The sequence below is a fragment of the Paenibacillus sp. 11B genome, assembly GCF_030487755.1.
Classification (GTDB): Bacteria; Bacillota; Bacilli; order Paenibacillales; family Paenibacillaceae; genus Paenibacillus; species Paenibacillus vandeheii.
Genome location: NZ_JAUKNS010000004.1, coordinates 1,090,186 through 1,116,732 on the forward strand (window position 1 = coordinate 1,090,186; position 26,547 = coordinate 1,116,732).

General features: G+C 48.5%; 25 protein-coding genes and 1 pseudogene. 2 read left to right on the forward strand and 24 right to left on the reverse strand.

The genetic code is table 11. From position 1 onward, the window contains the following. Positions 1-109: 109 nt before the first annotated feature. The 8 genes from Q0V21_RS21785 to pyrH all read right to left on the reverse strand — a co-directional run bounded on the left by Q0V21_RS21785 (position 110) and on the right by pyrH (position 7,388). Positions 110-892: an SDR family NAD(P)-dependent oxidoreductase gene (locus Q0V21_RS21785; RefSeq protein WP_301880589.1), complete on the reverse strand. Its 783-nt coding sequence runs from the start codon at positions 890-892 to the stop codon at positions 110-112. Between the two features lie 136 nt (positions 893-1,028). Continuing rightward, positions 1,029-2,168 carry a zinc-dependent alcohol dehydrogenase gene (locus Q0V21_RS21790; RefSeq protein ID WP_079348377.1) on the reverse strand — a complete coding sequence of 380 codons (1,140 nt, stop codon included), beginning with the start codon at positions 2,166-2,168 and terminating at the stop codon, positions 1,029-1,031. Positions 2,169-2,484: 316 nt separating this feature from the next. After that, positions 2,485-2,817 carry a chaperone CsaA gene (gene csaA, locus Q0V21_RS21795; RefSeq protein WP_301880590.1) on the reverse strand — a complete coding sequence of 111 codons (333 nt, stop codon included), beginning with the start codon at positions 2,815-2,817 and terminating at the stop codon, positions 2,485-2,487. A 95-nt stretch (positions 2,818-2,912) separates the two neighbouring features. Further along, positions 2,913-3,236, reverse strand: coding sequence for a putative quinol monooxygenase (locus tag Q0V21_RS21800; RefSeq protein WP_301880591.1), 324 nt, complete (start codon positions 3,234-3,236; stop codon positions 2,913-2,915). A 118-nt stretch (positions 3,237-3,354) separates the two neighbouring features. Further along, positions 3,355-4,446: an FAD-dependent monooxygenase gene (locus Q0V21_RS21805; RefSeq protein WP_301880592.1), complete on the reverse strand. Its 1,092-nt coding sequence runs from the start codon at positions 4,444-4,446 to the stop codon at positions 3,355-3,357. A gap of 53 nt (positions 4,447-4,499) precedes the next feature. Then, positions 4,500-5,351 carry an SDR family oxidoreductase gene (locus tag Q0V21_RS21810; RefSeq protein ID WP_301880593.1) on the reverse strand — a complete coding sequence of 284 codons (852 nt, stop codon included), beginning with the start codon at positions 5,349-5,351 and terminating at the stop codon, positions 4,500-4,502. Between the two features lie 429 nt (positions 5,352-5,780). Next, positions 5,781-6,356, reverse strand: a complete 576-nt coding sequence (locus Q0V21_RS21815; RefSeq protein ID WP_301880594.1) for a TetR/AcrR family transcriptional regulator — start codon at positions 6,354-6,356, stop codon at positions 5,781-5,783. 294 nt (positions 6,357-6,650) lie between these two features. After that, positions 6,651-7,388 (reverse strand): UMP kinase, encoded by a 738-nt coding sequence (pyrH, locus tag Q0V21_RS21820; protein WP_301880595.1) that lies wholly within the window; start codon positions 7,386-7,388, stop codon positions 6,651-6,653. 393 nt (positions 7,389-7,781) lie between these two features. On the opposite strand from pyrH, the gene Q0V21_RS21825 reads away from it, so the two are divergent. Then, a complete protein-coding gene (locus Q0V21_RS21825; protein WP_301880596.1) occupies positions 7,782-8,234 on the forward strand; it encodes a HEAT repeat domain-containing protein in 453 nt (150 codons plus the stop codon). A 225-nt stretch (positions 8,235-8,459) separates the two neighbouring features. Here the strand turns inward: Q0V21_RS21825 and Q0V21_RS21830 are convergent. From Q0V21_RS21830 to Q0V21_RS21860, 7 genes and pseudogenes are all read right to left on the reverse strand, one after another. Continuing rightward, a pseudogene (locus tag Q0V21_RS21830) lies at positions 8,460-8,639 on the reverse strand (aldehyde dehydrogenase family protein); the annotation flags it as partial. Next, complete coding sequence (gene rlmH, locus Q0V21_RS21835; protein WP_301880597.1) at positions 8,640-9,119, reverse strand: 23S rRNA (pseudouridine(1915)-N(3))-methyltransferase RlmH; 480 nt, start codon at positions 9,117-9,119, stop codon at positions 8,640-8,642. Between the two features lie 243 nt (positions 9,120-9,362). After that, the gene (locus Q0V21_RS21840) at positions 9,363-10,226 is read right to left on the reverse strand and encodes an IS3 family transposase (RefSeq protein ID WP_301880598.1); all 864 of its coding nucleotides are present in this window, start codon (positions 10,224-10,226) and stop codon (positions 9,363-9,365) included. Between the two features lie 11 nt (positions 10,227-10,237). Then, positions 10,238-10,555 carry a transposase gene (locus Q0V21_RS21845; protein ID WP_301249069.1) on the reverse strand — a complete coding sequence of 106 codons (318 nt, stop codon included), beginning with the start codon at positions 10,553-10,555 and terminating at the stop codon, positions 10,238-10,240. A gap of 350 nt (positions 10,556-10,905) precedes the next feature. Further along, complete coding sequence (locus Q0V21_RS21850; protein ID WP_017691462.1) at positions 10,906-11,073, reverse strand: CxxH/CxxC protein; 168 nt, start codon at positions 11,071-11,073, stop codon at positions 10,906-10,908. A gap of 321 nt (positions 11,074-11,394) precedes the next feature. Continuing rightward, entirely contained in the window at positions 11,395-11,916 is a 522-nt protein-coding gene (locus Q0V21_RS21855; RefSeq protein ID WP_301880599.1) for a hypothetical protein, read from the reverse strand. A gap of 303 nt (positions 11,917-12,219) precedes the next feature. Further along, positions 12,220-13,497 carry a S1C family serine protease gene (locus Q0V21_RS21860; RefSeq protein ID WP_301880600.1) on the reverse strand — a complete coding sequence of 426 codons (1,278 nt, stop codon included), beginning with the start codon at positions 13,495-13,497 and terminating at the stop codon, positions 12,220-12,222. 735 nt (positions 13,498-14,232) lie between these two features. Here Q0V21_RS21860 and Q0V21_RS21865 point away from each other — a divergent pair. Continuing rightward, positions 14,233-14,445 (forward strand): hypothetical protein, encoded by a 213-nt coding sequence (locus tag Q0V21_RS21865; RefSeq protein WP_079348410.1) that lies wholly within the window; start codon positions 14,233-14,235, stop codon positions 14,443-14,445. On the opposite strand, the gene Q0V21_RS21870 is transcribed toward Q0V21_RS21865, so the two are convergent. The 9 genes from Q0V21_RS21870 to dnaB all read right to left on the reverse strand — a co-directional run bounded on the left by Q0V21_RS21870 (position 14,414) and on the right by dnaB (position 26,547). Beyond that, positions 14,414-15,220, reverse strand: a complete 807-nt coding sequence (locus Q0V21_RS21870) for an MBL fold metallo-hydrolase (RefSeq protein WP_053781977.1) — start codon at positions 15,218-15,220, stop codon at positions 14,414-14,416. The two genes, Q0V21_RS21865 and Q0V21_RS21870, sit on opposite strands and share 32 nt — an antisense overlap. Before the next feature lie 6 nt (positions 15,221-15,226). Further along, positions 15,227-15,970 carry a two-component system regulatory protein YycI gene (gene yycI / locus Q0V21_RS21875; RefSeq protein ID WP_024629558.1) on the reverse strand — a complete coding sequence of 248 codons (744 nt, stop codon included), beginning with the start codon at positions 15,968-15,970 and terminating at the stop codon, positions 15,227-15,229. A 232-nt stretch (positions 15,971-16,202) separates the two neighbouring features. After that, entirely contained in the window at positions 16,203-17,483 is a 1,281-nt protein-coding gene (locus Q0V21_RS21880; protein WP_301880601.1) for a YycH family regulatory protein, read from the reverse strand. Beyond that, complete coding sequence (walK, locus tag Q0V21_RS21885) at positions 17,467-19,317, reverse strand: cell wall metabolism sensor histidine kinase WalK (protein WP_301880602.1); 1,851 nt, start codon at positions 19,315-19,317, stop codon at positions 17,467-17,469. The genes Q0V21_RS21880 and walK overlap by 17 nt, the downstream gene beginning before the upstream one ends. Further along, positions 19,317-20,039: a response regulator YycF gene (yycF, locus tag Q0V21_RS21890; RefSeq protein ID WP_024629555.1), complete on the reverse strand. Its 723-nt coding sequence runs from the start codon at positions 20,037-20,039 to the stop codon at positions 19,317-19,319. Before yycF ends, walK begins: the two co-directional genes overlap by 1 nt. 276 nt (positions 20,040-20,315) lie before the next feature. Beyond that, positions 20,316-21,848, reverse strand: a complete 1,533-nt coding sequence (locus Q0V21_RS21895; RefSeq protein ID WP_079348413.1) for a peptidoglycan DD-metalloendopeptidase family protein — start codon at positions 21,846-21,848, stop codon at positions 20,316-20,318. A gap of 592 nt (positions 21,849-22,440) precedes the next feature. Then, entirely contained in the window at positions 22,441-23,229 is a 789-nt protein-coding gene (locus Q0V21_RS21900) for a hypothetical protein (RefSeq protein ID WP_301880603.1), read from the reverse strand. A 225-nt stretch (positions 23,230-23,454) separates the two neighbouring features. Next, complete coding sequence (locus Q0V21_RS21905) at positions 23,455-24,741, reverse strand: adenylosuccinate synthase (RefSeq protein ID WP_024629552.1); 1,287 nt, start codon at positions 24,739-24,741, stop codon at positions 23,455-23,457. 444 nt (positions 24,742-25,185) lie between these two features. Next, positions 25,186-26,547 carry a replicative DNA helicase gene (dnaB, locus tag Q0V21_RS21910; protein ID WP_024629551.1) on the reverse strand — a complete coding sequence of 454 codons (1,362 nt, stop codon included), beginning with the start codon at positions 26,545-26,547 and terminating at the stop codon, positions 25,186-25,188.

Consider the following 26,547-nt stretch of genomic DNA (forward strand, 5'->3'; position numbering starts at 1 on the left):
GAGCCTTCTTCGTCATTGGGGAAAGAGCGGATTGCCAAATGCGATCCTGCGGAAGTTCGAATCACACAGATGTTGTGCAAAATGATATAGAAGTATTCGCCTCTCCCTATTATTTGCTTTTTTCCTTTAACCAACTTTCAAATTCGGAGGCCACAATGCGTTCCCCCGTAATGCCCTCCGCTTCCGGTGAAGCCAAAAAGACAATAGGCTCCGCCATAACCTCCGGCTGCATCAGCTGGAATCCCGCCTCGATCTCCCTGCGCAGATCATCCGGAATCATCCCCGTCGCCGTTGCTCCGCCCGGAAGCAACATGTTGACCGAAATTCCAGATTCCTTCAGATCCTCCGCCATGATCGCCGACAGCGATTCTGTTGCTGCGCGCGACGGACCGTATGGAACAAAACCCTTTCTTTTCATGGTCTCATGATTCATGGAAATATTGATGATTCGTCCTTTTCCTTGTTCGATCATGAGTGGGGCAAATCCTCGCGCTACCAGAAAATAACCGGTGAGATTGGTTTCGATAAGATCGCGGAAGCCTCCCGGCGTCACCTTGTAAAAGGGCTGCGGCTCCGTCAGAAAACGCGGGTTAACCGTTCGCATCCCGATGCCGGCATTGTTGACAAGGACATCAATTTTACCCCATTCCGCTTTCACCCATTTCACCGCATCTTCTACCGATCCCTCTGACCTCACATCCAGTGGAAGCTCAAAAACAGTCGTATATCCCTTTTCTTCAAGTTTTTTTACGGCTTCAGTTAATTTTGACCCTGGACGGGATGCCACTGCTACTTTTGCCCCTTCATCAAGAAGGGCTTCTGCCATGGCATAACCTAAGCCGTCGGAGGCACCGGTAATGACAACATGTACATTTTCTAATGCTTTTACCATTCTTCACCTCATTCAATTTGTTAGAGTGCTCTCCACTTGATTATAAACCATTATGTGAGGAGATCGGCTAAACACATGGGGCTGTCCCTCAGGGTACAATACCCTGTGGAACAGCCCCTCTTCTTCATGCCATCATTTAAGGCTTCAGGACGAATTTAATGCATTCGTCCGCATGGTTGTAAAAGGTGTTGTACGCGTTATGCGCCTGATCGAGCGGCACTTTATGCGTGACGATCTCCGTCGGATCGAACTCGCCTGCCATAATTTTTTGATACAGCATCGGCATGTAATGGATCACGGGCGCCTGTCCCATGGTCAGCTTCACGTTTCGTTCCCAAATGTTTCCGAACATGAACTGGTTGTATTTAGAACCGTATACCCCCGTAATCTGAATCGTGCCGAATTTCCGCACCGCATTCATCGCGATGTTGATCGCGCTGAGCGTTCCGCCAACCAGCTTGGCCTTCTGCTCTTCCTCCTCCAATGGGGTCTTCTTGCCGTCCATTCCGACGCAATCGATGACGACATCCGCACCCCCGCGTGTTATTTCTTTTATATGCAGCCCCATGTCTTGGTAATCTTCAAAGTTGAAGATTTCGACGTTATTCATTTTTTTGGCATGGTTCAGCCGGTACGGGATATTGTCGATCGCGATGACCCGTTTGGCCCCTTTCATCCAGGCGAATTTTTGCGCCATCAAACCGACGGGGCCGCAGCCGAGCACCACCACCGTATCCCCCTGCTTTACGCCGCCGTTGTCCACGCTCCAATAGGCTGTCGGCAGCACGTCGGACAGGAACAGGAGCTTCTCATCCTCCAATTCGCATGACTCCGGAATAACGAACGGCATGAAATTGCCGTACGGCACGTAAAGCAATTCGGCTTGTCCGCCCGGATAATTCCCGTAACGTTCGGTAAACCCAAAATAACCTCCCGTATCCACTTGGGGATTGGGGTTTGAGTTGTCGCATTGGCTCTCCATATCATGCTGGCAGTAATGACAGCTGCCGCACGAGACATTGAACGGGAGCACGACCCGGTCCCCTTTTTTGACCCTTGTCACCTCAGGGCCCACATCTTCGACGATGCCCATCGGTTCGTGTCCGACCACGTATCCGGTTTGGGCTTGAATCGCCCCCTGGTATATATGGAGATCGGAACCGCATATGGCGGTCGAGGTGATCCTGACGATAATCCCGTCTTTTCTCTGAATCGTCGGATCAGCGACCTGCTTCACTTGCATGTCCTTCATGCCATTGAAAGTTACAGCCTTCATAATCACCCTCCTGTTATGACATGCTTTGAATTTGCATGCATGCTTCTATTATGGAATTGGAGAGTGAGGTTCATACATTCAACGAAATTCTCAACATACCAGAGCTACAAGTGAACCAGATTCTGTTTGTGAAGAATTTCATATCGAAGCCGTTCCGGTCGCTTATCGGCAAAATCGCAAAGGAACAAATGGGATGCGAACCGTACGCCATCTCCCTGCCCTTTGAAAGGAAATCCTATGCCCGAGATAAGCGAACAAGTCCAAACAAAAGCTTGGGCACTGATTTTAAGGTTGAGCCGCTTTTAGAGTCTTATTTTTACGCAATAGGAGTACCATTAGGTATTTCAGTATCCGGCTTTAATAGAATAACATCTCCCTTTCCCGGGACTCCTCCCAAAACTAATACCTCCGATTTGAATCCCGCAATGCGCCGAGGAGGAAAATTGACGATTCCTATAATTTGTTTGCCTACAATTTCATCAACCTTGTAACGCTTAGTTATTTGTGCACTTGAGGATTTCATCCCGATCTCCGGTCCAAAATCAATCTTAAGCTTTATCGCAGGGACTTTTGCTTCTTCAAAAAACTCCGCTTCCTTAATCGTTCCAACACGGATATCTAGTGCTGCAAAATCATCGATCGTTGCCAATGTTTTACCTCCTCCTCTAAAGTCTTTAACCGCTCCCGAAAATACCTCTCACGCTTTCCCGACAGAACATAATGAGTTCCGCTCGGTGTTGCATTTTACTGCGCTGGGCGAAACGGCTTCAGGAGTCGAATCCCTTCCTCAATGGATCCCTCCATCAATTCTAAGAGCTGGGGTACCAGTTCCTGCATCCGGGGGGCGTTCAGGTGCCGATCGAGAGCATCCTGGTTTTCCCAGCGTTCGTAGATGATGAATGTGCCAGGCTGGCCTTCTACCTCGTGAGCCTCGTAGTCAATGTTGCCCAGGTCGTTGCGCGACGGGGTGACAGCAGCCGTCATGAATGCCTTCATCTCGGCTTCTCTCCCTGCCTTAGCTCTCGCCTCCCAGAGTACAGTAACGTAACGTTTCTTTGTATCGTTCATGCTAATTCCTCCTAATTTATAAATACTTCGTATTTTTTTACTTTACCGTTTTCTCAAATGGGGGAATTCCCCGTTTATGCTTGAAATTCCAGTGTATCAATGGCTTAGTTTAATGCTGTTATAATCGTCCAAAAGAACGATTAAAGCCTTGGCCCGCAAGAACATCTTGACGAACCACATCTAAACGACGTGTTTGGTATTCACCCAAAGCTTTTGTTATCGAATTCGGATATCGTTTAATGGAGTCCATAATGGCAACCGTATCGTCAAGTGAGTCATTAAAGCCTGCGCCAGTCATTGGCGACATGGTATGAGCTGCGTCGCCGATCATGGCTATTCTTCCTTTTGACAATATATTAGGGATGTATTCATTAACAGGTGCCCCGATTAAACTGCGATCCTTAATCGCGATTTGCAGAATGGCATCCTCTTCTTTGCTCCAATTGGCTTGGCTGGTTTGTGATAGTTCTTCCAGTAGCGAATCCGGAATAGCTTCACCGTATAAGGAATGCTGGGCAATCCCGTCCTTTAACACGCCTAATTCAGACATCAATTGATTATGCGAATGATCAAACCAGCAAAAGCCTATCCATCGCTGGCCAGGATTGGTCCGCCCCTCTATCCCTGGCATCACCGCAGTTGTCAATGTACCGGCAGCACTATTGTTGAAATAAGCGTTCGAAAGTTGCCGTTTTTTCCAGTCTTTCTTTGGCAGCAGTTCTTCGTCCACCTTCCCTACCCAAACCAGATAGCCAGCATAATCTGCAAATGGTCTGTCAGGGTTTAAATAACGACGGACAATACTGCGATATCCATCTGCGCCAATCAAAAAGTCACCTTTAAACGTCTGCTCCTCTTCACTGGTAGCCCAAGCAGATGATTCATTTTGCCCAACACTAACAATTCGTGTATGGTGCTGAAGAGTAATACCAGGTTCTTTAGCGACCGCATTGCGCAAACGTTCTTGAATGGCTGACCAGGCTTCAACATTGTTGTTACCATTGGATGCCAAGTGTCTTAATTCTCGTTCAATTTCACTATTACGATAAGGCTTTGTTTGTAAACGAATAAAAGCACCATTTCTTAATGATGAATCTGCACGTTCAAGAATGGTAACTGTATAACCAGAACGAGATAACGCAAGCCCCATCATTAGACCACCTAAAGATCCACCTACAATAATGGCATGTTCAAATTTGTTTTGTGGCATATTTCATTCCTCCATTTTAGCTTTCTGTCCAAGAGGATTCGTGAAACTGCCCGTTACTGCAGTTTCATCTGGCTGCGGAGCATCCGGTCGAGGAGTTTGTCTGGGAGAATACGGACCAGTCGGGTCAGCAGTGCCGAATCGCGACCGACCGTATAGCGGGTGCGTGGCTTTCTTTCGTGGATTGCGCGTGAAACCACTGCTGCCACTTTCTCAGGGCGGATACCGTCCTTTGCCCACGTTTCAGCCTGAGCCTTCACGGCGTCAAAAAGACGATCATGGCGACGGTGCTGATCCGGCGTCATCAACTTGGCCAGCCGCTCCGCTGTCGTAATCCCTTGCTCCGACAGGCCAGTGCTGACACCACCCGGAGTGATCATGATCACCTTGAGGCCAAACGAGGACATCTCCCTCCGAAGACTGTCATTGATTGCTTCCATGGCAAACTTTGCTGCCGAATATATCCCGAAACCAGGCATGGAGACCTTGCCGCCAAGCGAACCAATATTAACTACGCGTCCGCCGCTGTTCAGCAAGGCCGGTGTGAGCGCCTGAATAACCGCGACCTGTCCGATCACGCTGACCTCGATCTGGCGGCGAAATTCATCGAGCGGAACCATCTCAAGAGGTGCATTAACGGCGATGCCGGCATTGTTGACCACTGCCCGCAAAGGGCGACCAAGCTGATCTTGCTCCACCCGTTCGGCCAGCGCCTTTAGTGTGTCGATATTGGTAACATCGACGATCACCGGCTCGATATTTTTGCGTTTGATTTTGTCGGCATCTTCCTGACGACGAACCCCCGCCAAAACGTGAAATCCTTCAGCGGCCAGCTGCTCCGCGGTAGCTCTACCGATGCCGCTGGACGTACCTGTGACGATGACCAGTTCTTGAGTTTTGGATGACATAGTAACCCTCCTAGGTTTGATAAGATATGGATCACGGTATAGCACTGCTATACGAATATTATAGCGCCGCTATACAAAGTTGTCTATAGCGGTGCTATATATTTTTTTTCGAAGTGTTGTCCTGCGGCACGAACATCGTTTTGGCGGGCGTTGCGTGATGCACTCGGCGCTCACGAAGTACCCTGGCGGGAGGGGTTGAGATTTATCGTTGCGTTGAACTTATGGAAATGACGGTCAGCCTCTTCAGCGCCAAGTCTGCCACAGTTCTCCAAATACTTGGCACAAATCCAAAAGAACTAATGCTCGCATCCTCCAAACATAAAAAAGATCGCCATCCTCCTGGAGGTCCAGGTTGGATAGGCGATCTTTCTTTTACGTCTTCTAAATTAGGGCTTTGCCTGAAGTCTCCAGGCTCTGTCATCAAATCCCTCATTTTGAATCGGCTTCCGGCCTTTGGATCAAAATGATCTGCATTACGCTTTCCCGAATGAGATCAACGACGTCGGGTTGGGGTGGGGGTGCCTTACGAATCTGGGCCGTCACATACAGCCAAGAGGCCGTATTGGCGGAAGCCCAGACCAGATCTGCCGCAGTCTGGGCGGACACAGCCAGTTTGCCTTCGGCGGCGACTCCCTGAATATTTTGCACTAGTGCTTGGTACGAATGATCTGCCGCCTCGATATGGGCGCCCTCGAGCAACCGCCCCATCATCGCCGCATAAATCCGAGGACGGGCTGCCGCGAAGCGGACATAGTCATCCCATCCTTGACGAAGAGCCATCTCTGGAATGGTGGACTCCACTGCGGCAATCTTGCTTTCAAATAACTGTTTGAATGCTTCCACTATAGCTGCACTTAGAAGTCCATCGGCATTTCCAAAGTGGTGGTAGAGTGTAGGAGCCGTAACCTGCGCGATCGCAGTTACGGCTCGCGTCGAGAATTTGGCCCCACCCTCCTCTTCGAGTACCTTAAGAGCAGCTGCCAATATTTTGTCATATGTGTTCATACGTCCATTATAGCAGTGCTATATTCATATGTCCATGATGAAGGTTGTACGCCTGTGACATTATCCCTGTAGCCAAAAAAGGTACTGAGCTTTTTTCTTTCAGATTAACTTCCTCATTGTACAGAAGGATGAAGCTACTGTCGTGGATATTTTAAGTTGGGCAGAGCCAAACCTATTAGTGAAATCGCAATAAAATTGTTCGCCCTATTTATGATACGGTTCCCCGTGATGTATCTAAGCACAAAGTACAGTTTGACCACAAGATATACATATCAGTAGTATTTCTAACATATTTCATTCCAACTCTAAAACTGATTCGCCACTAATTATCGTACCGTTATTCTTACCTTCACAAATTTCTTTCATCGAGCCTGGTTTATCGAAGTTAAACACATGCATTGGCAGATTGTAGTCTCTTGCTAAAATGAAAGCTGATTGGTCCATTACCTTTAAGTTGTGTTTTAAAACGTCGTTGTAATGAAGCGAACGAAATTTCCTTGCATCTTTATCAAATTTAGGGTCTGCATTAAGAACACCATCAACACCTTGCTTTGCAACTAATAAAGCGTCACAATTAACCTCGATGGCTCTTTGTACTGAAGGATAGTCTGTTGTAACGTAAGGTTGACCGTTCCCCCCTGCAAAAATTACAATATAGCCTTTTTCTAGATGGTGGATTGCTCTTAGACGGATGTATGGTTCTGCAACTGAAGTAATAGGTATTGCCGTCATTACTCGTACTTCCTTTTTGGTCTTGGCTTTAAGAACTCCACGAAGCATTAAACTATTTACTACAGTCGCAAGCGTCCCAATGTTATCAGCTTCTGCCCTTTCTATCCCCCAGCTTTCCGCCATATTACCTCTGAAAATGTTACCCCCACCTATAACTAACGATACTTCAACGCCTAAGTTTACTACTGACATAATTTCATCCGCAATATGGTCTAACCTTTCTGGCTCAAAACCAAATTCAGAGTTTCCTGCTACTGCTCCACCACTTAGCTTAACGAGAACCCTTTTGTACCTTGACAATTATTACACCCCCATAAAATAAAAACACTAAAGCAATAAATGCTTTAGTGTCCTAATGGAATGGAAATATGAAATTACGCAAGTCGACTGAATGTAAGTCTTTCGTTTCCACCTCATACTCCCATTCCTTCATGTTTTTTCCATAAAGTAATTTTACATTACGTGAAGGTAAATTGCAATTACCGTAACCTACAGCTTATTATTGATGAAAAAGAAGCCACCCTTGTGATTAACATACAAAAACAAGCGGCCTAACATGAATTGGTCAATGTGATTTTTAAGCTAACCAATCGGCTTTAATGAAGTAGTTTAGCCAGGTTCGTGCTATAATGGTGTTTACCTGATTAACATTCATCATTCTGCCGAGATGGCGATGATTAAGGAGATTGAACTTTGACGAACAACCATGATATTGGAGCAGTTAACGAACTACCGGAAAACTTTGAAGAGCTCAAACGAGCGGCTAATCGGTCGGCAAGCTGGAGAGAAAGACTGCATGCGGTGAACGAATTGGGGAACTGGGATACAGCCCCTACCATTAAGTTGCTGCAGCATGTTTTGACAAGTGATCAAGTGTTCCAGGTGCGCGAAGCCGCATATCGCAAGCTCAAGCAGTTGGATGAAGATGTACAAATGCCTGCCAAAAACAAAGGTGAGCTGTTTAAAGGTCTTAACAAAATTTTGCTACGGATTAAAAAAAGCCTTCCTGAAGGTCACACATTTGAGCAATTTAAGGAAAAACTGCAAAAGACACGTCTGGATATTTATGATACTTACGAGGGCGACAAAGATGCTGAGTTCGACTCCTGGCTCCATGGAATTTGGGAGACACTAGGTAGAAGATAGCCGCCGTTCACCGTATAATAGCTGAGTAGAAAGCCACTCCAAAAAAATGGAGTGGCTTCTTTATTTCTTCAGGGTCACCTCCATCAGATATGAGTTATTTTTATCTGACAAAAAACGCCCTGTCTACTGATTCTTAAAGATCAGTAAACAAAGCGTAAAGTTAGAGCCTACATTCAATTTCACATGTACATTCCCTGTACGATGCGAAGTTGTGTGCTATAAGATTTATTCTGGTATATAAGGAAGATCCAGTGTCTTCGGAACGTTGATGACATGCTTTTCTGTATAAGTGCGGATACCTTCCGCGCCATATTCACGGCCAATACCAGATTGCTTGAAGCCACCGAAAGGGAACCGAACATCGAGACCCTGCAAAGCAGCTGTATTGATCATTGTCGTTCCAGCTTACTTATGATAAGGTTCATTCCTATTTATCTTCACTGCGCGATAAATCTGCTCCACCAGCACCAGCCGCATGAGCTGATGCGGCAGGGTCATGCGCCCGAAGCTCAAGCGCTGCTTCGCGCGGCGCAGCACCTCATCGGAGAGCCCATGGCTTCCTCCGATGACAAATACGACATGGCTCGTCCCATAGGTACCGAGCTTGTCGATTTCCACAGCCAGCTCCTCGGAACTCCAGAGCTGGCCATCCAACGCGAGCGCGACCACATGCGCCTCGCTCTTCACATGCGCGAAAATGCGTTCGCCCTCGCGCTCCTTCACCGCCCGCACCTCGGCTTCGCTCAGAGTGTCGGGCGCCTTTTCGTCTGCGACCTCGATCATCTGAAACTTGATGTACGGGGCGAGGCGCTTGGCATATTCCTGAATGCCCAGCGTCAAATACTTTTCCTTCAGTTTGCCTACGCCAATAATCTGAATCAACATGAAGATCCATTCCTCCTAATCGTCCTACGAGATCATCTATAAGTAAGATGCTTCAACGCATCGTTTGTTTCAATAATTAAAGCTAACGAACCTCACACACCTTATTCAGCCCTACTCCGGCTACTTTAAAATCTAAAGAATCTGAGACGCGCTATTGCAGGCATAACGAGGTCTCCTTACCTCTCTCGAGGTTATTTCAGTAAAATAGCGTGCCTATTGGACCTCTGTCAAGAAAGTAGACACTTACGCTACGGAATTTCCGGTGAATTGCTGTGCAAAACGGGCAGGGGAAAGGTACCCCAGTGCGCCATGCATTCGTTTGCGGTTGTAGTAAAACTCAATGTATTGGTAGATAGCCATGTAGGCCTCTTCCGGTGTTTTAAAGCGCGGATTACAGTAAATGAGTTCCTTCTTCAAAATACTGTGCCAAGACTCGATACAGGCGTTATCGTAACAGTTTCCCCGGCGGCTCATGCTGGATTCCATACCGTAGGCACTTAATTGCTCGACGTACTCTTTGGAGGTGTATTGGGAGCCGCGATCCGAGTGATGGAGCAAACCCTTACCAGGTCGTTTGGCAGTGTAAGCAGCCTTCAAAGCATCCAGCACCAAGCTAGTTTCCATATGGTTCGACAAACGCCAACCAACAATTTCACGCGTGCACAAATCCAGGACACTGGCGAGATACAAGCGTCCTCCTCGGCACGGGATGTATGTGATGTCTGTAACCCAGACGGTGTTCGGTTTGAGCGTTTTAAACTGTTGATTCAGCGTGTTGGGTGCGACCGGATGGTTATGCTTGGAGTCCGTGGTCTGGACACGATATATGCGGCTAACGACGGAACGGAGCTTCATTTGGCGCATGTACACACTCACTGTACGTTCGGTGATCTTAAACCCCTCCAGATGAAGTAACCGTGTAATTTTGGGGCTACCATATCGCTTGTTGTGGTCGGAAAAATGGTACTGAATTCGCTTCATGATCTGGGATTTCCGAAGCTCCTGCATGCTTGTTTCGTTCTTCCGCCATTTGTAGTACCCGCTCCGTGAGACCTGCAGGGTTTCGCACATCTTCTCCAAGTGGAACTCGGAGCGATGATTCTCCACGAACTGGAATCTCAGTTCTTTGGTTTGCTGAAGATGTGCACCGCTTTTTTTACAATAGCTAGTTCCTCTTCCGTATCGGCAAGTCGATGTTCTTTCTCTTGGAGCATGCGACGCATCTCTTTCAGCTCTGCTTCGAGTTCCTTAACTCGGTCCATACTGGCAGCCGGTTCGTTTTTGAGCTCACGATATTGGCTCATCCATTGATGTAACGTACTTTTCGGGATGTTAAGCTCTTCTGCCAGATCACTGAGTGTCTTCGTCTGTTCTTGAATAAACTTGACCGTTTGTTTTTTGAATTCTTCATTGTATCGTTGCCGTTGTTCTCCCATGTGGACACACCTCCGTTAGTCTTATTATCCTTCTGTCCGTTAATGGGTGTCCACTTTTTATTCTAGCTCCATATGATTCGTTAGATCTCAACTAGGCAGAATTCTCCCCAATTAAGAAGCCTCAGGTTCGTTAGAGTTACTCCTGCTATCTACGCCTACCGTTCGCAATTCGGTCCCAGCACCGACGCCACGCCCCGTCCACTTTCACTAATCACACAATCTCCTACAAACGCAAAAAGAGCGCTCATCACGCTCTCCTTTGCTTCTTGCTGTGATGTTCATACCGGATGGAAAGCCCGCCAGAAGCGCCGATCCAATCGCGCCTCCGGCCGTCCAATTCCTACAGTACGCTAAACGACGAGAAATTCCGCGTGCTGTTCGCACTCGGCGCACTTCGCAGGCGGGTCCCAATCGGCAAATTCCGTCTCCTTCAGATCAACGATATCTGGAGCGTCCTCATACTCATCAACAAACATGTCGATGGCGATGTCCACGTGTTCTTTGCATACAACGTACATCCGTTCAAGCATCCTTTCTGTATCCAGCTATGCTCCCGATTCACAACCGCTTATCCATACAGGATAGCCACTTCTCTGTTCTATCACACCTGCCGCGGAAAAGAAACCCCTAGCTCCCATTTATCGTGTCCAACTTCAACCAATCCTCTCATTTCAGCAAAATCCAACCCAAAAAAGCGTCACTTCTCGACACCCCGTGGGGATCCCAAAGTAACACTTCACTAATTTCCGAGCCTACCTATTCCGTTCATTTGCATCTATTCAGATTACTGCACATACGAAATCCACCTAATTCGAATTCATCCTCAACGGATATCAATCTTACTCTAGTCCCGACTGAGCCTTCGTTAACAGCTTGCCTCCCTGGATGGCGATGACTGCATTGGCTCCCGTGCTTCCGGTGCCCTTATAGTTATAGACCACCATATTTTCTGCTTCGCTCAATGCCTCACCTTCTCCGCCAAGGATCTCGATAACTTCCTCAACCGACATGCCAACCTCAAGCTTTTCATACTGGGCAAATGTAATCAGCACCCCATCGCCCTTCCCGGCCGATCCGTTGCTTCCTGGGGAAGCAGGCGCTTTGCCACCAGCCTCATTTACCGCAATCACGATAGTATTCAGTTCCTCCAACTTATTCTCAAGTTCGGCGATCTTCTTGTTCTGCTCACTATTCTTCTCACTCTGGTCCGCAAGCTTCTTCTCCAGACCTGTAATCTTCTCCTGTAAACCATTAACATCAACAGACCCTGATGGGGGCACTTCGGAAGTACATGCAGACAAAACAAAAAGTGCAGATACTAGACCTGTTCCCCCCAGCATGGTTTTCGTCAAACGTTTCATTAAAATAACCCCTTCCACTCCGGATTGAGAAAGCAGATCGACAAACAGATGTTACTCGCATAACCCCACATCACCAACACATTCCCAACAGTGTATCATAACCGGATTCCTCTATAACAGAGACTTTGGCTCTGGTCCTAGCCTGTCATTGCGAAACGACAAAACTTCCCATTTAACCCCATGAATTTAGCTTATAATCAACTCATGAATCGGTGCAATAAAAAAGAGCTGACCAACGGAGTTGATCGACTCTCTTTTATTATCCTATTTCTGTATGTGCCAAGCACATCAAAGCCATTCTCTTTATTCCGGTTTATCCGTCAGCTTCACCGACACCTTCTCGGCGTTGCCATCCCGGTAAAAGGTGATCTCTATTGTATCGCCGATCTTCTTCTTATCGTACAGATATTTCCGCAGATCAAGCGTAGAGGTAATTTTTTGCCCATCAAATTCCGTAATGACGTCATTCAGTTTCATGCCCGCATCAGATGCCGGACCGGACGCTTCCAAAACAACCACACCACTATCTACGTGGGATGGAAGCTTCAGATCCTTGCGCTGCTCATCATCCAGTGGGGCATACGGATTGCTGAGATCGACGGTATACACGCCCAGATATGGACGTGACACTTTGCCGTTCAACAGCAGGGAATCGACCGTTTTCATCACTTCGTTCATCGGAATCGCAAAGCCGAGGCCTTCAACGCCTGTATCCGAGATCTTCATCGTGTTGATGCCGACCAATTTACCGTTCAGATCGGCCAGCGCACCGCCGCTGTTGCCTTCGTTAATCGCCGCATCCGTCTGAATTACGTTTTGTTCCCAGTCGTACACACCATCCTGATTAATGGATACCGGAAGGATCCGATCTGTATAACTGACAATACCTGACGTCAACGTACCGCCCAGGCCGAGCGGATTTCCGATCGCAAGTACCGTTTGACCCCGTTGAAGTTTGCTGGAATCACCAAGCTCTGCGGCGGGACCGATGCCCTTTTCATCTTGTACGGACAATACGGCTATGTCACTCACCCGGTCTTTACCCACCAGCTTCGCCTTGTGCGTTTCCCCGTCCACCGTCACAATCTCCAGATCACTCGCTCCTTCCACGACGTGATGGTTGGTCATGATGTAGGCTTTGCCATCTTCCTTCTTGAAAATGACCCCTGATCCCAGTGCGGAGTCTTCCATCGACAGACTGCTGCCCGTTTTATGGTTCACGATGCTCACCACGGAAGGTCGAACCTTCGCCGCTGCCTGAATAATCCGATCGTACGGATCTGCAGCCTGCGCTGTCTGTGTACCCCCTCCGCCGTTCCCTGCAGCGTTCGCCAGAGGTAACGCTGAGGGCTGCATGATGAAGCTGAACAGCGTAACGGTCACGATGGAGCTAACTACCGAACTGATCACGGCTACCTTGACCGTGGAACTAAAGCCCGAGCGAGACTTGCGTGGATTCTGCCAGCGGTCACGTCCCCTGCCCCTGCCACCAGGGCGAATGATCTGAAGTTTGCCTTTCTGTTCAGGTTCGGCGCGTCTTGATACTTTGGTTGAATAAAAATCGTCTCCAAACAATCCCATCGTGATCCTCTCCCCTTCGTTGTCACGCATCAAGACCCTGACTGCCGCCTAATCGTTGTCGCATGGCCAACGACTGTGTCCTTACGTTACCCCACTCCGGCCACAGCCGAGCTTCCGATCGCTGTTATCCCCGGATTTCCTCGATCCCTTTCCATAGGATGAAATCCGGGGATAAAGGCGAACGCTTCGCTTCTCCAGCTTCGTTCTGTGTCCTCCGTTACGCGTGTATCGTAAATACCAACTCATTCTTCCATGCGTTCCTGCATAAAAAATCGTTTTGCATATCGCTGCCATCCCTGCTAACTCGAAATGAAGCGTCTATGTACAACAGAACGAACATCTCATCCTGTCTGTGACTCTATCAGAAATGCTCTCGCATTCTACGACATGCTTTTTTTGCGCGCAAATCAGCCTTTTTTTATAAAGCTCCCTATATACTAAACACGTCAAATCCCAAAAAGTTGCATAATTACGAAGATTAACGGAAATTTCCGCTATAACGCGCTTAACAATAAAGGTCCCTAGTATCTATCACCACAAAATCCGGTTCGCTAAGCGCAATTTTGCCTATTTCCGTGAACTTTTTCATCTTCTCCAGCAAAATGCGGCCCCTGGTTCAGCATACACGTCCCTTACGTGTAATTATAGCGGCAAAAAGAGGAATGTTTTCCACTCAGCCTGACTACAATAATAGTAAAAAACAATTCGAAGCTTCATAGAAGGAGGATTCACACTATGGATCGCACGCGTACACTCACAGCCATGGATGAAGTTCATATGGCGGCCAAGCTGGCCGATCTCAAGGAAGAACACTACCGCAACACCCTTGCACTAAGCACGATTATTGAACTGCTCATCGACAAAGGCATTCTGACTCGTGAGGAAGTGGAGCGCAAAGCCACCGAACTCGACAGCTTTATGGCTCACCCACCCTATCCCATGGCGTAGGCCGGTCGTAATACGTATCACAGAGCTTGAACTCATGATCCCGATAAAAGCATCCACGGCTCTCCATCGCATCACGCACGGTCATTTTCGCCAAATCCATCATATTATGATCCCGACTCAAATGTGCCAGATACGTGCGCTTGATGCGTCCGTTCATCAATTCACTCAGTGCAGCTCCCGCCGCTTCGTTCGACAAATGGCCGATGTCGCTCAGAATGCGGCGCTTGGTGTTCCATGGATACCGCCCCATACGCAGTAATTCGACATCATGATTCGCCTCCAGCACAAGAACATCCGAATCCGAGATTGCATCGCGAACCTTGTCACTCATATACCCGAGATCCGTCGCAACGGACAGCTTCTCACTGCCATCATCGAACGTGTACCCTACCGGTTCCGCCGCATCATGGGAGATGCCGAAGGATTCCACGCGCAGGGAGCCAAAATCATGCTTTTCACCCGTCTCAAACACCCTCCGGTTTTCTTCTGGAATCGCCCCAACGGACTTCTCCAGTGCCGCCCACGTACTCGTATTTGCATAGATTGGTAAATTATATTTCCGAGACATCGCGCCTAGTCCTTTAATGTGATCGGAATGTTCATGTGTAACCAGAATCCCGTCCAGCTCCGTTCCCGAAATCTCCCGTTCCAGGAACAAGGCCTCCAGCCGCTTCGCACTGAGACCCGCATCAATCATGAGGGACGTGCCCCCATGCTGTATAACCGTGGCATTCCCTGTCGAACCGCTGGATAACACGGTAAAATAAATCCCCATAACGCATTACTCCCCTGGTTTGTCTGTCTTGGGACTGAATACATCCCCGCTGATGCCCTGCACATACAACACTTCGCCACTTTCCAGCACGAACCGCCATGCCGGCATCGCTACCTGCATATCTGAATTGAACAACTGGCCGTAATAGCCCAGCTGAATATCTTTGACAATCGCATCATTCGGCAAAAAGTTCTCGATCAGCGTACCCAGCGCCTTCGACGCCGGAAGCACCTGCTGATCGCTCTCCTCCGCTGTCGTAATCCGCACCGGAGTCTGACGGTAACCCGTAATTTTCTGGTCGCTGTAGAATAGCTCCAGACTGACATTGAAGAGCGGCCATTTGCCATCCACCAACGGATGAAGCACAAATGCCCCATCCTCCGCCATCAGCTGATCCCATCGATACGTACCGATCTGGGGTATCTCGTCCTGCAGTGCATCCTCCAGCTCGCTTTGCGAGAAGATCAGCTTGCTGTCCACAGGTTTTTCCAGTCCAACCTCAATACCTGCCTTGTTATCTTCGATAAACTCATACGACAGCTTCGGCAGCTTCGGTGTTTCATTTGGAATAGGAGCCAATACCTGAATGCCCTTCTCTTCCATCGCCTGCTGTGTATTATCTGCCAGCGAGGTGAAGTCCAGATTGGCTCCGGCCGTCTCCCGCGCATCCATCCAGATCTGGTATCCCAGCACCAGATTGAGCAGCAGGAAGGCATAGATCAATACATTTTTCGCCCGTCCCCAATCCAAAACATTCACCTCCTCCATTTGATAAAAACGACTATTATCACACTTTTCACTCCGCAGTCAGAACAACCTTCCGATCGCTGTTATCCCCAGATTTCTTGATTCCCTTTTCCTAAGGGAGAAATCCGGTGATAAAGGCGAGCGCTTCGCTTCTTCAGGTTTTTTCTGCCCCCTCCGTTAACGTGTGATCTTAAACCTCGCCCGAATATCAAATGACTTCATATCCTATAACCCATCAAGAAACGGTGGTTTCCTCCCCGTTTCCGAAACGGATTACCCATACCGGGATCAGCTTCAGCCCGTCCTCAATGCTGGATGGACGATACGCTGGATACACGTCTACAACCTTACGGTTGGCACCCGCCACCTTCTGGATGAGAGCCTTCAGCTTGTCCCCACCGGGCAGCTTGACCGATTTCTTCGTCTCCGCACCTTCGTTCAGATATTCGAGCGAACGTTCATAGCTGGATACCGTCTCCTGCTGCATTTCCATGCTGATCGTGCCGAACCGGAACTGCATCGAGTCCATAATCGGGAAACTGCTGTAATATTGCTGGAATTGGAGCTTTGTCTTCGTATCGGTCGTATCCAGCATCATGCGTGATCGACCTTTCCAGCCGCCATGCTGATTGACAAAATCAACCGCGGACAACGCATCCTTCGCTGCATCAATCTGTCCCGCAGGCGGTGCCGCCGGGTCGGTGTAGCTAATCCAGCGTTGTTCCTGTTTGACTTGCAGACTGCGTTTGCTATCCGTATAGATCTCCGAACCGTCTTTTTCCCGAATGTTTCGGGTCATGCTTGGATCAAAGAACAGGCTGCGCTGCATCTGCTCGATAGTGAATTGGCCTGTAGGCACGTCGGCCTCAATGGTTTCCAGTGCCTCCGCCGGGATATAATATCCACCATCCATCAGCGTATAAGGTGTCCAGTTGCTGCCGAAGTCGACGTGCTGCTGTACGTCCTGTACCGTCAAATCCGCCTGCGTCGCCTCGTAGACCACATCACCTTTGGCGCTAAAGAACAGTGCGTGAGCCTTCGTCTCATTTTTTGCTGTATATATTGAGATCCGGTTAATCGTTTCCCCTTGGAAGAGAGAGTCTGTCCCGAGCCGCATCACGCGCTGTAATAACGCTACAGGGATGCCTTCCTTGAACGACAGCTCAAAGCCAGGATTCTCCTTGCGAATCTGATCCCAGTTGATGGACTGTACGCTACGACGCTGGAAATCATCAAACGTACGACCCTGCAACCGTGAGTAAATCAATTGGTAGAACGTATTGCCCGGATAAAACACCGTATGTTTGTCCTCTCCCAGATGAATAACCATCTGATCAGGAAAAATTAACTCTTCAATATTGCGCTCCTGACCCATATTCTCGGTCTTCACATAGTTCGTCTCTGACGTCACAATCGAATCGCCCCCACCGGGCAAACGATAGATCAGGAAGTAACTTTGTACCAAGCTGGCAACGACGAGGGAAGCAAGCACCAGAGATTTAATCCGCTCTTTCAAGGTGCTCACCCCCTTCCTCGCGCATGGGCAGTGTGAACGTTACCGTCGTCCCCACGTCCACCTCGGACTCCAGTGAGATATGACCATCATGAGCCTTCACAATTTCCCGGGCAATGGACAAACCAAGCCCTGTACCGCCCATGCTGCGTGAACGTGCCTTGTCTACCCGATAAAACCGTTCAAAAATGCGATCCAGATCCCGCTGTGGAATCCCCATCCCCGTATCGGTCACCGATATAGCGAGAGTATGATCATCATTGCGTCTGGCTGCAATGGTAATCGTGCCACCTTCGAGCGTGTATTTCAGCGCGTTGGACACGACATTATCAAGTACCTGATCAATTTGGTCCCGATCCAGCGGAACCGCAGGAATCCCGTTCTCCACAGAAAGCACAGGTTGAATATCCTTCTGATGCATCTGGAATGAAAAACGGTCTGACACTTCTTCCAACATCTCCATGATGTCCGTTGGCTGTTTACGCAGCAAAGCTTCCTTGGAATCCAGACGTGACAAGTGCAGCAGATCCGTAACCAATCGAATCATGCGCTCCGTCTCATTCTGAATGACCCCAACGAATCGTGCAGCGAGCTGCGGATCTTCCAGAGCGCCATCATCCAGCGCTTCTGCATAGCTTTTAATGGTAGTCAGCGGTGTACGCAGCTCATGGGAGACATTCGCCACGAATTCACGCCGCGATGCTTCCAGTTCTTCCTGCTCCGTAACGTCCTGAAGCACAGCAATTGTACCCGTAATGCCCAGCTCACGGCGATGAACCGGTGTAAACGTCATACGGATGACAACGGGATCTTCCTGTCCAGCAGGCGCAATTTGGAGAAGCGTCGAACCTGTAAAGCCACTGGCTAACGCTTCAGCATCTTCCGGATCAATGCCGAGCAGTACGGCAAAGTGTCGCCCCTCAATGTCCGCCGGACGCATGCCCAGAATGCTGCTGGCACGCCGGTTCACCAGAATGACTTTGCCATATTCATCCGTTGCGACCACGCCATCACTCATATTCGTCAGAATGGACGTCAGCTTCTCCTTCTCCTCTTCGTTCTGGGAGAGTGCATCCCGGAGCCTGCTGGTCATATAGTTGAACGCCCGACTGAGCTGTCCAATCTCATCCGTTCCGAATACAGGAGTCTGCTGATCAAAGTTGCCTTCCGCGACCGCCGTTGCCCTTCGGGTGACTTCCTTGATCGGCTGCGTAATCGTATGTGACAGAATGACACCGAGCACTGCGGTTAAAACCAAGGCAATCAAAATACCGGAGATAAAAATCTTGTTAATGCCCTCCATTGTGGCATATAACTCATTCATCGAGGCGGCGATGTACACCGCGCCGATAATCTTGCCGCCGGATAACACTGGCTTGGCAACGACCTTTTTGCGAACATTATCCTCGTCTACGATATATTCCTCATTGTCCCGAATGCCTTGCAGCGCACGGCTGACAACGGTCTGGGTATTTTTGCGCCCAACATAGTCCGAATGGGAACTTAGCGAAGTGGTCAGCACTTTGCCGCTGGCATCCAGCACCTGAATCTCGGCCCCGTTAATGTTGAACAGATTGTTTACCAACACACGCAAATTTTCCGTTTTGTCCTCGCCAGCCTCGGCTTCTCCACCAGCCATCGTCTCACCCACAAGCACAGACAGCATCTCAGCCCGCGCCTGCAAATCCTCCGTGAAGTTGCTGGTCAGCGAGTTCTTCATCGCACTGACAAAATAAACGCCGATCAATTGCATCGCAATCAGAATCAGCAGTACATAGATAATAATCAGTTTCGCCTGAATCGTTCGAAAGAACGAAAATCGCGAGAATCGCCCCATTATATCCCCACGCTTTTGGGACTGCGCACGAGATAACCCAGCCCGCGGCGAGTCAGAATCGTTTCCGGTTTGCTCGGGTTCTCCTCAATCTTCTCACGCAGACGACGAATCGTAACATCCACGGTACGTACATCCCCGAAATATTCATATCCCCATACAGCCTGCAGCAGATGTTCACGGGTCATGACCTTACCCGAATGCTTCGCCATGTAATAGAGAAGCTCATACTCACGGTGGGTCAGATCCAGCGGTTCTCCACCTTTGTAAGCTGTATACATATCCATATCGAATGCCAGATCAAATAAACGCATGACCTGCTTCTCCTCGTCTTCCGGCGCCTCAGCCGTGATGGCAAGCTTCTGCCGTCTGCGCATCTGTGCTTTTACCCGTGCGAGCAGCTCGCGTGTACTGAAAGGTTTTGTTACGTAATCATCCGCACCCAGCTCCAGACCGAGCACCTTGTCAATCTCGCCATCCTTGGCGGTCAGCATAATGATCGGCATCTCCAGATGGGCACGCACCTCGCGGCACACATCCATACCGTCCTTACCTGGCAGCATCAGATCCAGCAGCATCAGATCCGGCTTCTCGGATAACGCCAGTTCAACCGCACGAATGCCATCAAAAGCGCAGATGACCTCGTACCCCTCTTTTTCCAAATTAAATTTCAGAATGTCCGCAATGGGCTGCTCATCGTCCACCACCAAAATCTTCCCCTGCATCGGCTGTCTTCACCCCTATATCCTGCTTGATCCGCGTGAGCGGTCTATCTCTCTTATATTTAGCTTGTATCAAAGCCTCGTTGAACTTGTTTCTTGCTCGTTCTTTGACTATTGTCCATATCATATGGCTTGTTGCCTATAGTCTATAGTTTACCATACCTGAAGCACCGTCACATCCCGTTCCGGGCCAATGTGTACTCCAAAATGAAAAATTTTTACAGCAGCAAAAAACAAGGCCAGCATCAACTGCCAACCTTGCTCTGGATTGCGATATAACTAGTTCAAGTATGTCATCGGATTTTCAACCGTTCCGTTCTTGATGATCTCAAAATGCAGATGCGTTCCGGTCGAACGGCCCGTGTTGCCCATTACGCCGATGCTCTCGCCTTTTTCGACGACTTGTCCAACCTTGACACCGATGCTATTCAAGTGTCCATAAAGTGTTTCGTACCCATTACGATGGTTAATAATAATAACATTGCCATAGCCACTCTTCTGTCCTGCAAAAGTAATCACGCCTTCATCAGACGCTTTCACATCACGGTTACCAACCAGATCGACACCTTTGTGCTGACGACCCCAGCGTTGTCCAAAGCTGCTGCTCATCGTAGCGTTGGATACCGGCCAGGCAAATTCGCCTGAACCTTCACCGACTACTTTGGTTCCACTCAGGACCACTTCAGTAACCGCTGCTTTGATGACTTCCTGGCCAAGCCATTCTTCCTGAACGACTTCACCGTTTTCCTTCGTTATCCGATATTGCATGCTTTTCAGACCGCTTTGACCTGGACGCACCACTTTCGTTGTGCCTGCTTTGAGCTCAGCACTTTTGCGTACTTCTACCTGTGGTTTAATCTCGATCTGTTCAACAACCTGCTCCACCGATTTAACGGTAACCGCTGGCTTTGGCACCGTCAGCGTAAGCTCGTCCCCAATTTGCAGCGACGTTTCCTTGATGCCCGGATTATGTTTGCGAATCTCGCTTTGTGTAATTTCGTATTTCGCAGCGATGGAAGAGATCGTATCTCCTTCACGCACGACATAGGTTACAGGCGCGTCTTTACCAACGGTTAAAGCTTTAACCGCCTCGGACACATCCCATAATTTGTTTGGATCAGCCTTCACCACATCTGTTGCCACATCTTCCTTGATGCCAACGGACTTCAGCGTTGTGCTTGGCCCTTCTGCTTTCTTCGATGAGTTTGCCGATACCGACTTCGTCTTGAACGAACTGCGCACAGCCGATGCCGATATGTACTTGTTCTGCACTTGTTCCAGAATCGCATCTGCTGTTGCCTGATCCTTCACAATGCCGATCACTTCACCGTCTACCTTGAGCTCTACACCCTTAGCATAGGCAGTCAGCATGTCACCGAGCTTGTCCAGCGTCTCATCGCTGTTCACTACGGGCTTGTATGCTTTAATGGTTTCGGTCGTGATGCCGTCTGTGTTCAGCACCATTTCCGCTTCTGGATATTTATTTTGGAATTCCTCAGTTTTGTCTGCAAATAATTTCTGTAATTGCGCCTCATCCGTGATGGTACCAATCTCATTGCCTTTGACCATCACTTTGTAATATGGAACGGTGTTTGCAGCAACGTATTGTTTGCCTGCGAATCCGATCGATGCAGCGATGAATAAACCGCATGCTGCTGTAATGATCCATTTACGCGAGGCCAGAACGTGCTTTTTGTTACCACTGAAGTTGGACATGCTCATGTTGTTTTTGTCTTCGGCCGTCCGGTGTTCCCCGGATTGTTCGTGTTCCCGGTTCTTGCCCGGTTGGCGTATGCCTCTGAAACCTTTCATGATTCTCTCCTTTTCAGCACTTCTTAGTTCGCATTTCTGTCAAGACATCACCCATTGTGTCTGTCCCATGCTTGTCGATATTTGTATTCGGGTGTCCGCAAATCAGGACTTTAGCTGCGCACATAAAAGTGTCAAAATTTTAACCTTTTATCACACCCGTATACTTTAACACAGGTTTTACACTCATTTCAACTGTACTCGTCACAGCGCAAAGCCGCGCCACGCATGGTTTTCCTGTATTATCCATAAGATTGAAGATCGCTTTTGCTCCCCATAATGCCCCTTCTTCAGGTACACGCTGTACTTTTGATCATTTTTTAAGACTAGGTTCTAAGACCCACTATAATGTGATTTCTTTTTCATAAAAATACAAGTGGAAAATCCCTTGCCAGATCATCTCTGGTAAGGGATTTCATGAAAGTCATGCTATAGGATGCCTCGAATTGGTAGGATTATATGCTAACCATTTTTTAGCATTTTATTACTAGAAACCAAACTTGCTTCAGCCTCAATTCCCCGAATTCTTCTGTTCGATTTCTATGGAATATATATCTAGCAAGGGATTGCCGAACTGCTCCTACAACCTTTTGATTTATTCCGCCTGAAGGACTTCCATCAGGTTATCGTATTCTTCACTGGTCAGATACTTGGAAATCACCTGCTCAATATCACGCAGCTCCTGTTCGGTCAGGCCACCTTCCATGGCACTTGAAATCTGCTGCATTTCTTTCTGAGGCAGCTTGTTCATCAGCAGACTGAAAATCTTTTCTTTTTCCTCCAACGGAAGCTTATCCTTTTTGCCGGTAATGTCATCCGGGGATACTACAATCTCATCATTCCCTGAAGAAGCCGTACCATCGGAACTCGTACCTGTTCCGTTTCCCGGTGCTGTACTATTGCCAGCTGCTGTTCCTGAATCGGTGCCCGTATTTGTGCCAGCATCTGCGTCTGTTCCCGTACCAGAGCCGCCCCCTGAGCTAGACCCCGTAGCAGAAGAGTCTGTTCCTGAAGTTGTCCCTTGATCCCCGTCTGAGCCTGAATCCTGTCCTGTGCTGTTGTTGCCTGTGCTGGCGCCGGACTCTCCGCTCCCTGTCCCATTGCCCATGACAGATATCGCATCTTCCGGAACATGTTCCTCTTCCGCTCCTGCCGGCTGGTCTGTCGTGCCCGTTCCGGGCTTCTTCTCTTCAACAGCTTTACCTCCCAGTGCCCCCTGAAACATAGCCGTTAACCCCATAGGCTGGCCTTCCCACTGAATATTGAAACTCGCCAGCAGCGATTTTACATATGACTGAACAATTAATCCGGTTGTCAGCAAAGTCAACGAACTGACCAGCATCACGGTAAGTACAACTTTAATAAACCATTGAAGCAACTTCATTCCCGTTCTCTCCCTCCGTTTTCCGACCCCATATCACATTTAATATTCAGGATCTATGAGTCTACTGTTACCCAGTATTGACGGAAATTCGGGGATTATATCAGAAAGCACGCGAAAAACCCCAGCCATCGCTAAAATCAAGCGATAACTGGGGCTCTATGGTGCCCGTTTAGGCAAATTAATTAATAAATGTCTACCTTAGCGTTGCCGGGTTAGCCTAACTGCTTATTCGTAGATAGGAAGAACCTGATTCGTTTGTTCACGATTACGGCCTACAGAGAAGATCGCAATAGGAATACCTGTCAATTCGGAAACACGTTTCACATAGTTCTGCGTGTTCACAGGCAGATCTTCCAGCTTCTTCGCCGTAGTGATATCTTCACTCCAGCCTGGAAGCTCTTCGTATACGGCTTCACATTCTGCCAGCATTTTCAGGCTTGCCGGATAGTGAGTGATAACCTCGCCGCGGAATTTGTATCCTGTGCAGATTTTCACCGTTTCCAGACCTGTCATTACATCCAGGGAATTCAGGGAAAGACCTGTAATGCCACTAACACGACGTGCGTGACGAACAACGACACTGTCGAACCAGCCGACACGACGCGGACGTCCTGTTACCGTTCCGTACTCATGTCCCGTCTCACGGATTTGGTCACCAATCGCATCATGCAGCTCTGTCGGGAAAGGACCATCTCCTACACGTGTTGTGTACGCTTTAGCCACACCGATAACCTGCTGAATCCGAGCTGGGCCAACGCCAGAACCGATACATACCCCGCCTGCGGACGGATTGGATGAAGTAACAAATGGATAAGTTCCTTGATCAAGATCCAACATAACGCCTTGTGCACCTTCGAACAATACTTTTTTGTCCTCATCAATGTATTCATTGAGCACAACGGATGTATCACGAACATAAGGACGCAGAATTTCGGCATATCCGAGGTAATCTTTCAGAATTTCTTCTACATCTACAGGCTCGCCGCCATAAACTTGCTCGATTACGCGGTTCTTTTCTTTGACCAAATGACGCAGTTTCAGCTCGAACTCTTCCGCATCAAGCAGATCAACCATACGAATACCGATACGGGCTGATTTGTCCATGTAACATGGGCCTATTCCTTTGCCTGTTGTACCGATTTTGTTCGGGCCTTTGCTCTCTTCTTCCAATGCATCCAATACCATGTGATATGGCAAGATGATGTGTGCGCGTTCGCTGATAGACAAGTTTTTCGTAGTAAAGTCATTGTCATGAATATAGTTAATTTCTTCAATGAGTGCTTTCGGGTTGATAACCATACCGTTACCAATTACACATGCTTTATCCGTGTAGAAGATACCCGATGGGATCATCGTCAATTTATATTTTTTGTTATCGATCAGAATCGTGTGTCCTGCATTGTTACCGCCTTGGTAACGAGCAACCACATCTGCGGATTCCGCCAAATAATCCGTAATCTTGCCTTTACCTTCGTCTCCCCATTGCGTTCCCACTACAACTACCGTTGACATAGTACATACCTCCGTGGGTGCCTTGCGCACCTTTGTATTGGTCTGTCCGTCCTCTATCTCGGCAGGAATTTGAAGTGAAATTACCAGCGGAGAAGCGTGCTAACGGACAGTGAAAATCCCCCTCTATTTACATCCAAGGGAAGGTTTTCGCTGCTTTAACGCAGCAGTACTAGTGTACCAGTCCCTTTTTTCAAAGTCAAATCAAATGGCGAACAATTAGATATAGTCACACCCTAATGTTCGGAATTGACTCGATATTCCGACACAAAAAACCGGCGAAGCCAGTCAAAACTTGCTTGACGGCTAACCCCGGTTATACAATACGTATTCCCATCCAACGCTATATGTCGTATTCACAACGTATTTATGAGTTCATAGAATCTAATGGTTGATGTCGGGACAGACGATTTCACTTCCCTTTCGAAGGTAGTCTGTATCTGTCCCCTACATGGCAAAGGCATCATTGTGTGCCCGCTCGTAGTTAACGAATTTATTAAAGTTCTTCAGGAAGACCAGTTCTACCGTACCTACCGGACCATTACGCTGTTTGGCGATAATAATCTCGATAATGTTTTTCTTCTCGGTCTCCTGGTTATAGTAGTCATCCCGGTACAGAAACGCTACGATGTCAGCATCTTGCTCGATCGATCCCGATTCCCGCAAGTCACTCATCATCGGACGTTTATCCTGACGTTGCTCTACACCCCGGCTCAGCTGAGACAAGGCAATAACCGGAACTTCCAATTCCCGGCCAATCTGTTTTAGTGTACGTGAAATCTCGGATACCTCTTGTTGACGGTTCTCCCCGGCTTTACCGCGTCCACTAATCAGTTGAAGGTAGTCGATCAGAATCATGCCAAGGCCTTTCTCTTTCTTGAGACGACGGCATTTGGCACGAATATCAGCTACGGTAATCCCTGGCGTATCATCGATGTAGATGTTAGCTTCGTTCAAAGCTGCAATGCCCATCGTGAGCTTCTGCCAATCTTCATCACCTTTGAAATCACCCATACGCATGACACCCGCATCCAGATTGGCCTCTGCACAGATCATACGCTGCACGAGCTGTGCGGCTGACATCTCCAGACTGAATATCGCAACCGTCTCCTGTGCCCGAATGGCTACATTCTGAGCAATATTCAAGGCAAAGGCGGTCTTACCTACAGATGGACGTGCCGCTACAATGATCAAGTCACTCCGTTGGAATCCAGCGGTCATCTTGTCCAGATCGATGAACCCGGACGGAATGCCCGTTGTGGTGCCCTTGTTCTGATGCAGCGTCTCCACACGATCGAATACTTCCATCAGTACATCCTGAATGGCTATAAAACCACTGCTGGAACGTCGGTTGGAAATCTCCAGAATGCGCCGCTCTGCTTCTCCAAGCATAGCCGCAACATCCTCGCCGCCCGTGTATCCTTCACTTACAATCTGCGTAGCCGTACGAATCAGGCGACGCAGCATGGATTTCTCTTCAATAATCTGAGCGTAATAATCCACGTTCGCGGCAGTCGGTACACCATGAGCCAGCTTCGCCAGATAACTGACGCCGCCAATGTCCTCAAGCTCGCCTTTATCCTTCAGAAGCGAAGTCAGAGTCACGAGGTCAATCGGTTGGTTTCCCTCGCCAAGCTGGATCATCGCTTCAAAGATTAATTGATGGGGTTTATCATAGAAATCCTCGGTTTGCACCCGTTCCATCGCTGTAATCAGGGCCTCGCCCTGCAACAGGATTGCACCCAGCACGGCCTGTTCGGCTTCCAGGTTCTGTGGGGGAATCCGGTCGAATAACATTTCGCCGCCCAT

Coding starts and splice junctions, on each gene's coding strand:
- Q0V21_RS21785 (WP_301880589.1), bottom strand. CDS start 892: ATGGTAAAAGCATTAGAAAATGTACATGTTGTCATTACCGGTGCCTCC.
- Q0V21_RS21790 (WP_079348377.1), bottom strand. CDS start 2,168: ATGAAGGCTGTAACTTTCAATGGCATGAAGGACATGCAAGTGAAGCAG.
- Q0V21_RS21800 (WP_301880591.1), bottom strand. CDS start 3,236: ATGAACGATACAAAGAAACGTTACGTTACTGTACTCTGGGAGGCGAGA.
- Q0V21_RS21805 (WP_301880592.1), bottom strand. CDS start 4,446: ATGCCACAAAACAAATTTGAACATGCCATTATTGTAGGTGGATCTTTA.
- Q0V21_RS21810 (WP_301880593.1), bottom strand. CDS start 5,351: ATGTCATCCAAAACTCAAGAACTGGTCATCGTCACAGGTACGTCCAGC.
- Q0V21_RS21815 (WP_301880594.1), bottom strand. CDS start 6,356: ATGAACACATATGACAAAATATTGGCAGCTGCTCTTAAGGTACTCGAA.
- rlmH (WP_301880597.1), bottom strand. CDS start 9,119: ATGTTGATTCAGATTATTGGCGTAGGCAAACTGAAGGAAAAGTATTTG.
- Q0V21_RS21845 (WP_301249069.1), bottom strand. CDS start 10,555: ATGGGAGAACAACGGCAACGATACAATGAAGAATTCAAAAAACAAACG.
- Q0V21_RS21850 (WP_017691462.1), bottom strand. CDS start 11,073: ATGTACGTTGTATGCAAAGAACACGTGGACATCGCCATCGACATGTTT.
- Q0V21_RS21855 (WP_301880599.1), bottom strand. CDS start 11,916: ATGAAACGTTTGACGAAAACCATGCTGGGGGGAACAGGTCTAGTATCT.
- Q0V21_RS21860 (WP_301880600.1), bottom strand. CDS start 13,497: ATGGGATTGTTTGGAGACGATTTTTATTCAACCAAAGTATCAAGACGC.
- Q0V21_RS21865 (WP_079348410.1), top strand. CDS start 14,233: ATGGATCGCACGCGTACACTCACAGCCATGGATGAAGTTCATATGGCG.
- Q0V21_RS21870 (WP_053781977.1), bottom strand. CDS start 15,220: ATGGGGATTTATTTTACCGTGTTATCCAGCGGTTCGACAGGGAATGCC.
- walK (WP_301880602.1), bottom strand. CDS start 19,317: ATGGGGCGATTCTCGCGATTTTCGTTCTTTCGAACGATTCAGGCGAAA.
- yycF (WP_024629555.1), bottom strand. CDS start 20,039: ATGCAGGGGAAGATTTTGGTGGTGGACGATGAGCAGCCCATTGCGGAC.
- Q0V21_RS21895 (WP_079348413.1), bottom strand. CDS start 21,848: ATGAAAGGTTTCAGAGGCATACGCCAACCGGGCAAGAACCGGGAACAC.
- Q0V21_RS21900 (WP_301880603.1), bottom strand. CDS start 23,229: ATGAAGTTGCTTCAATGGTTTATTAAAGTTGTACTTACCGTGATGCTG.
- Q0V21_RS21905 (WP_024629552.1), bottom strand. CDS start 24,741: ATGTCAACGGTAGTTGTAGTGGGAACGCAATGGGGAGACGAAGGTAAA.
- dnaB (WP_024629551.1), bottom strand. CDS start 26,547: ATGGGCGGCGAAATGTTATTCGACCGGATTCCCCCACAGAACCTGGAA.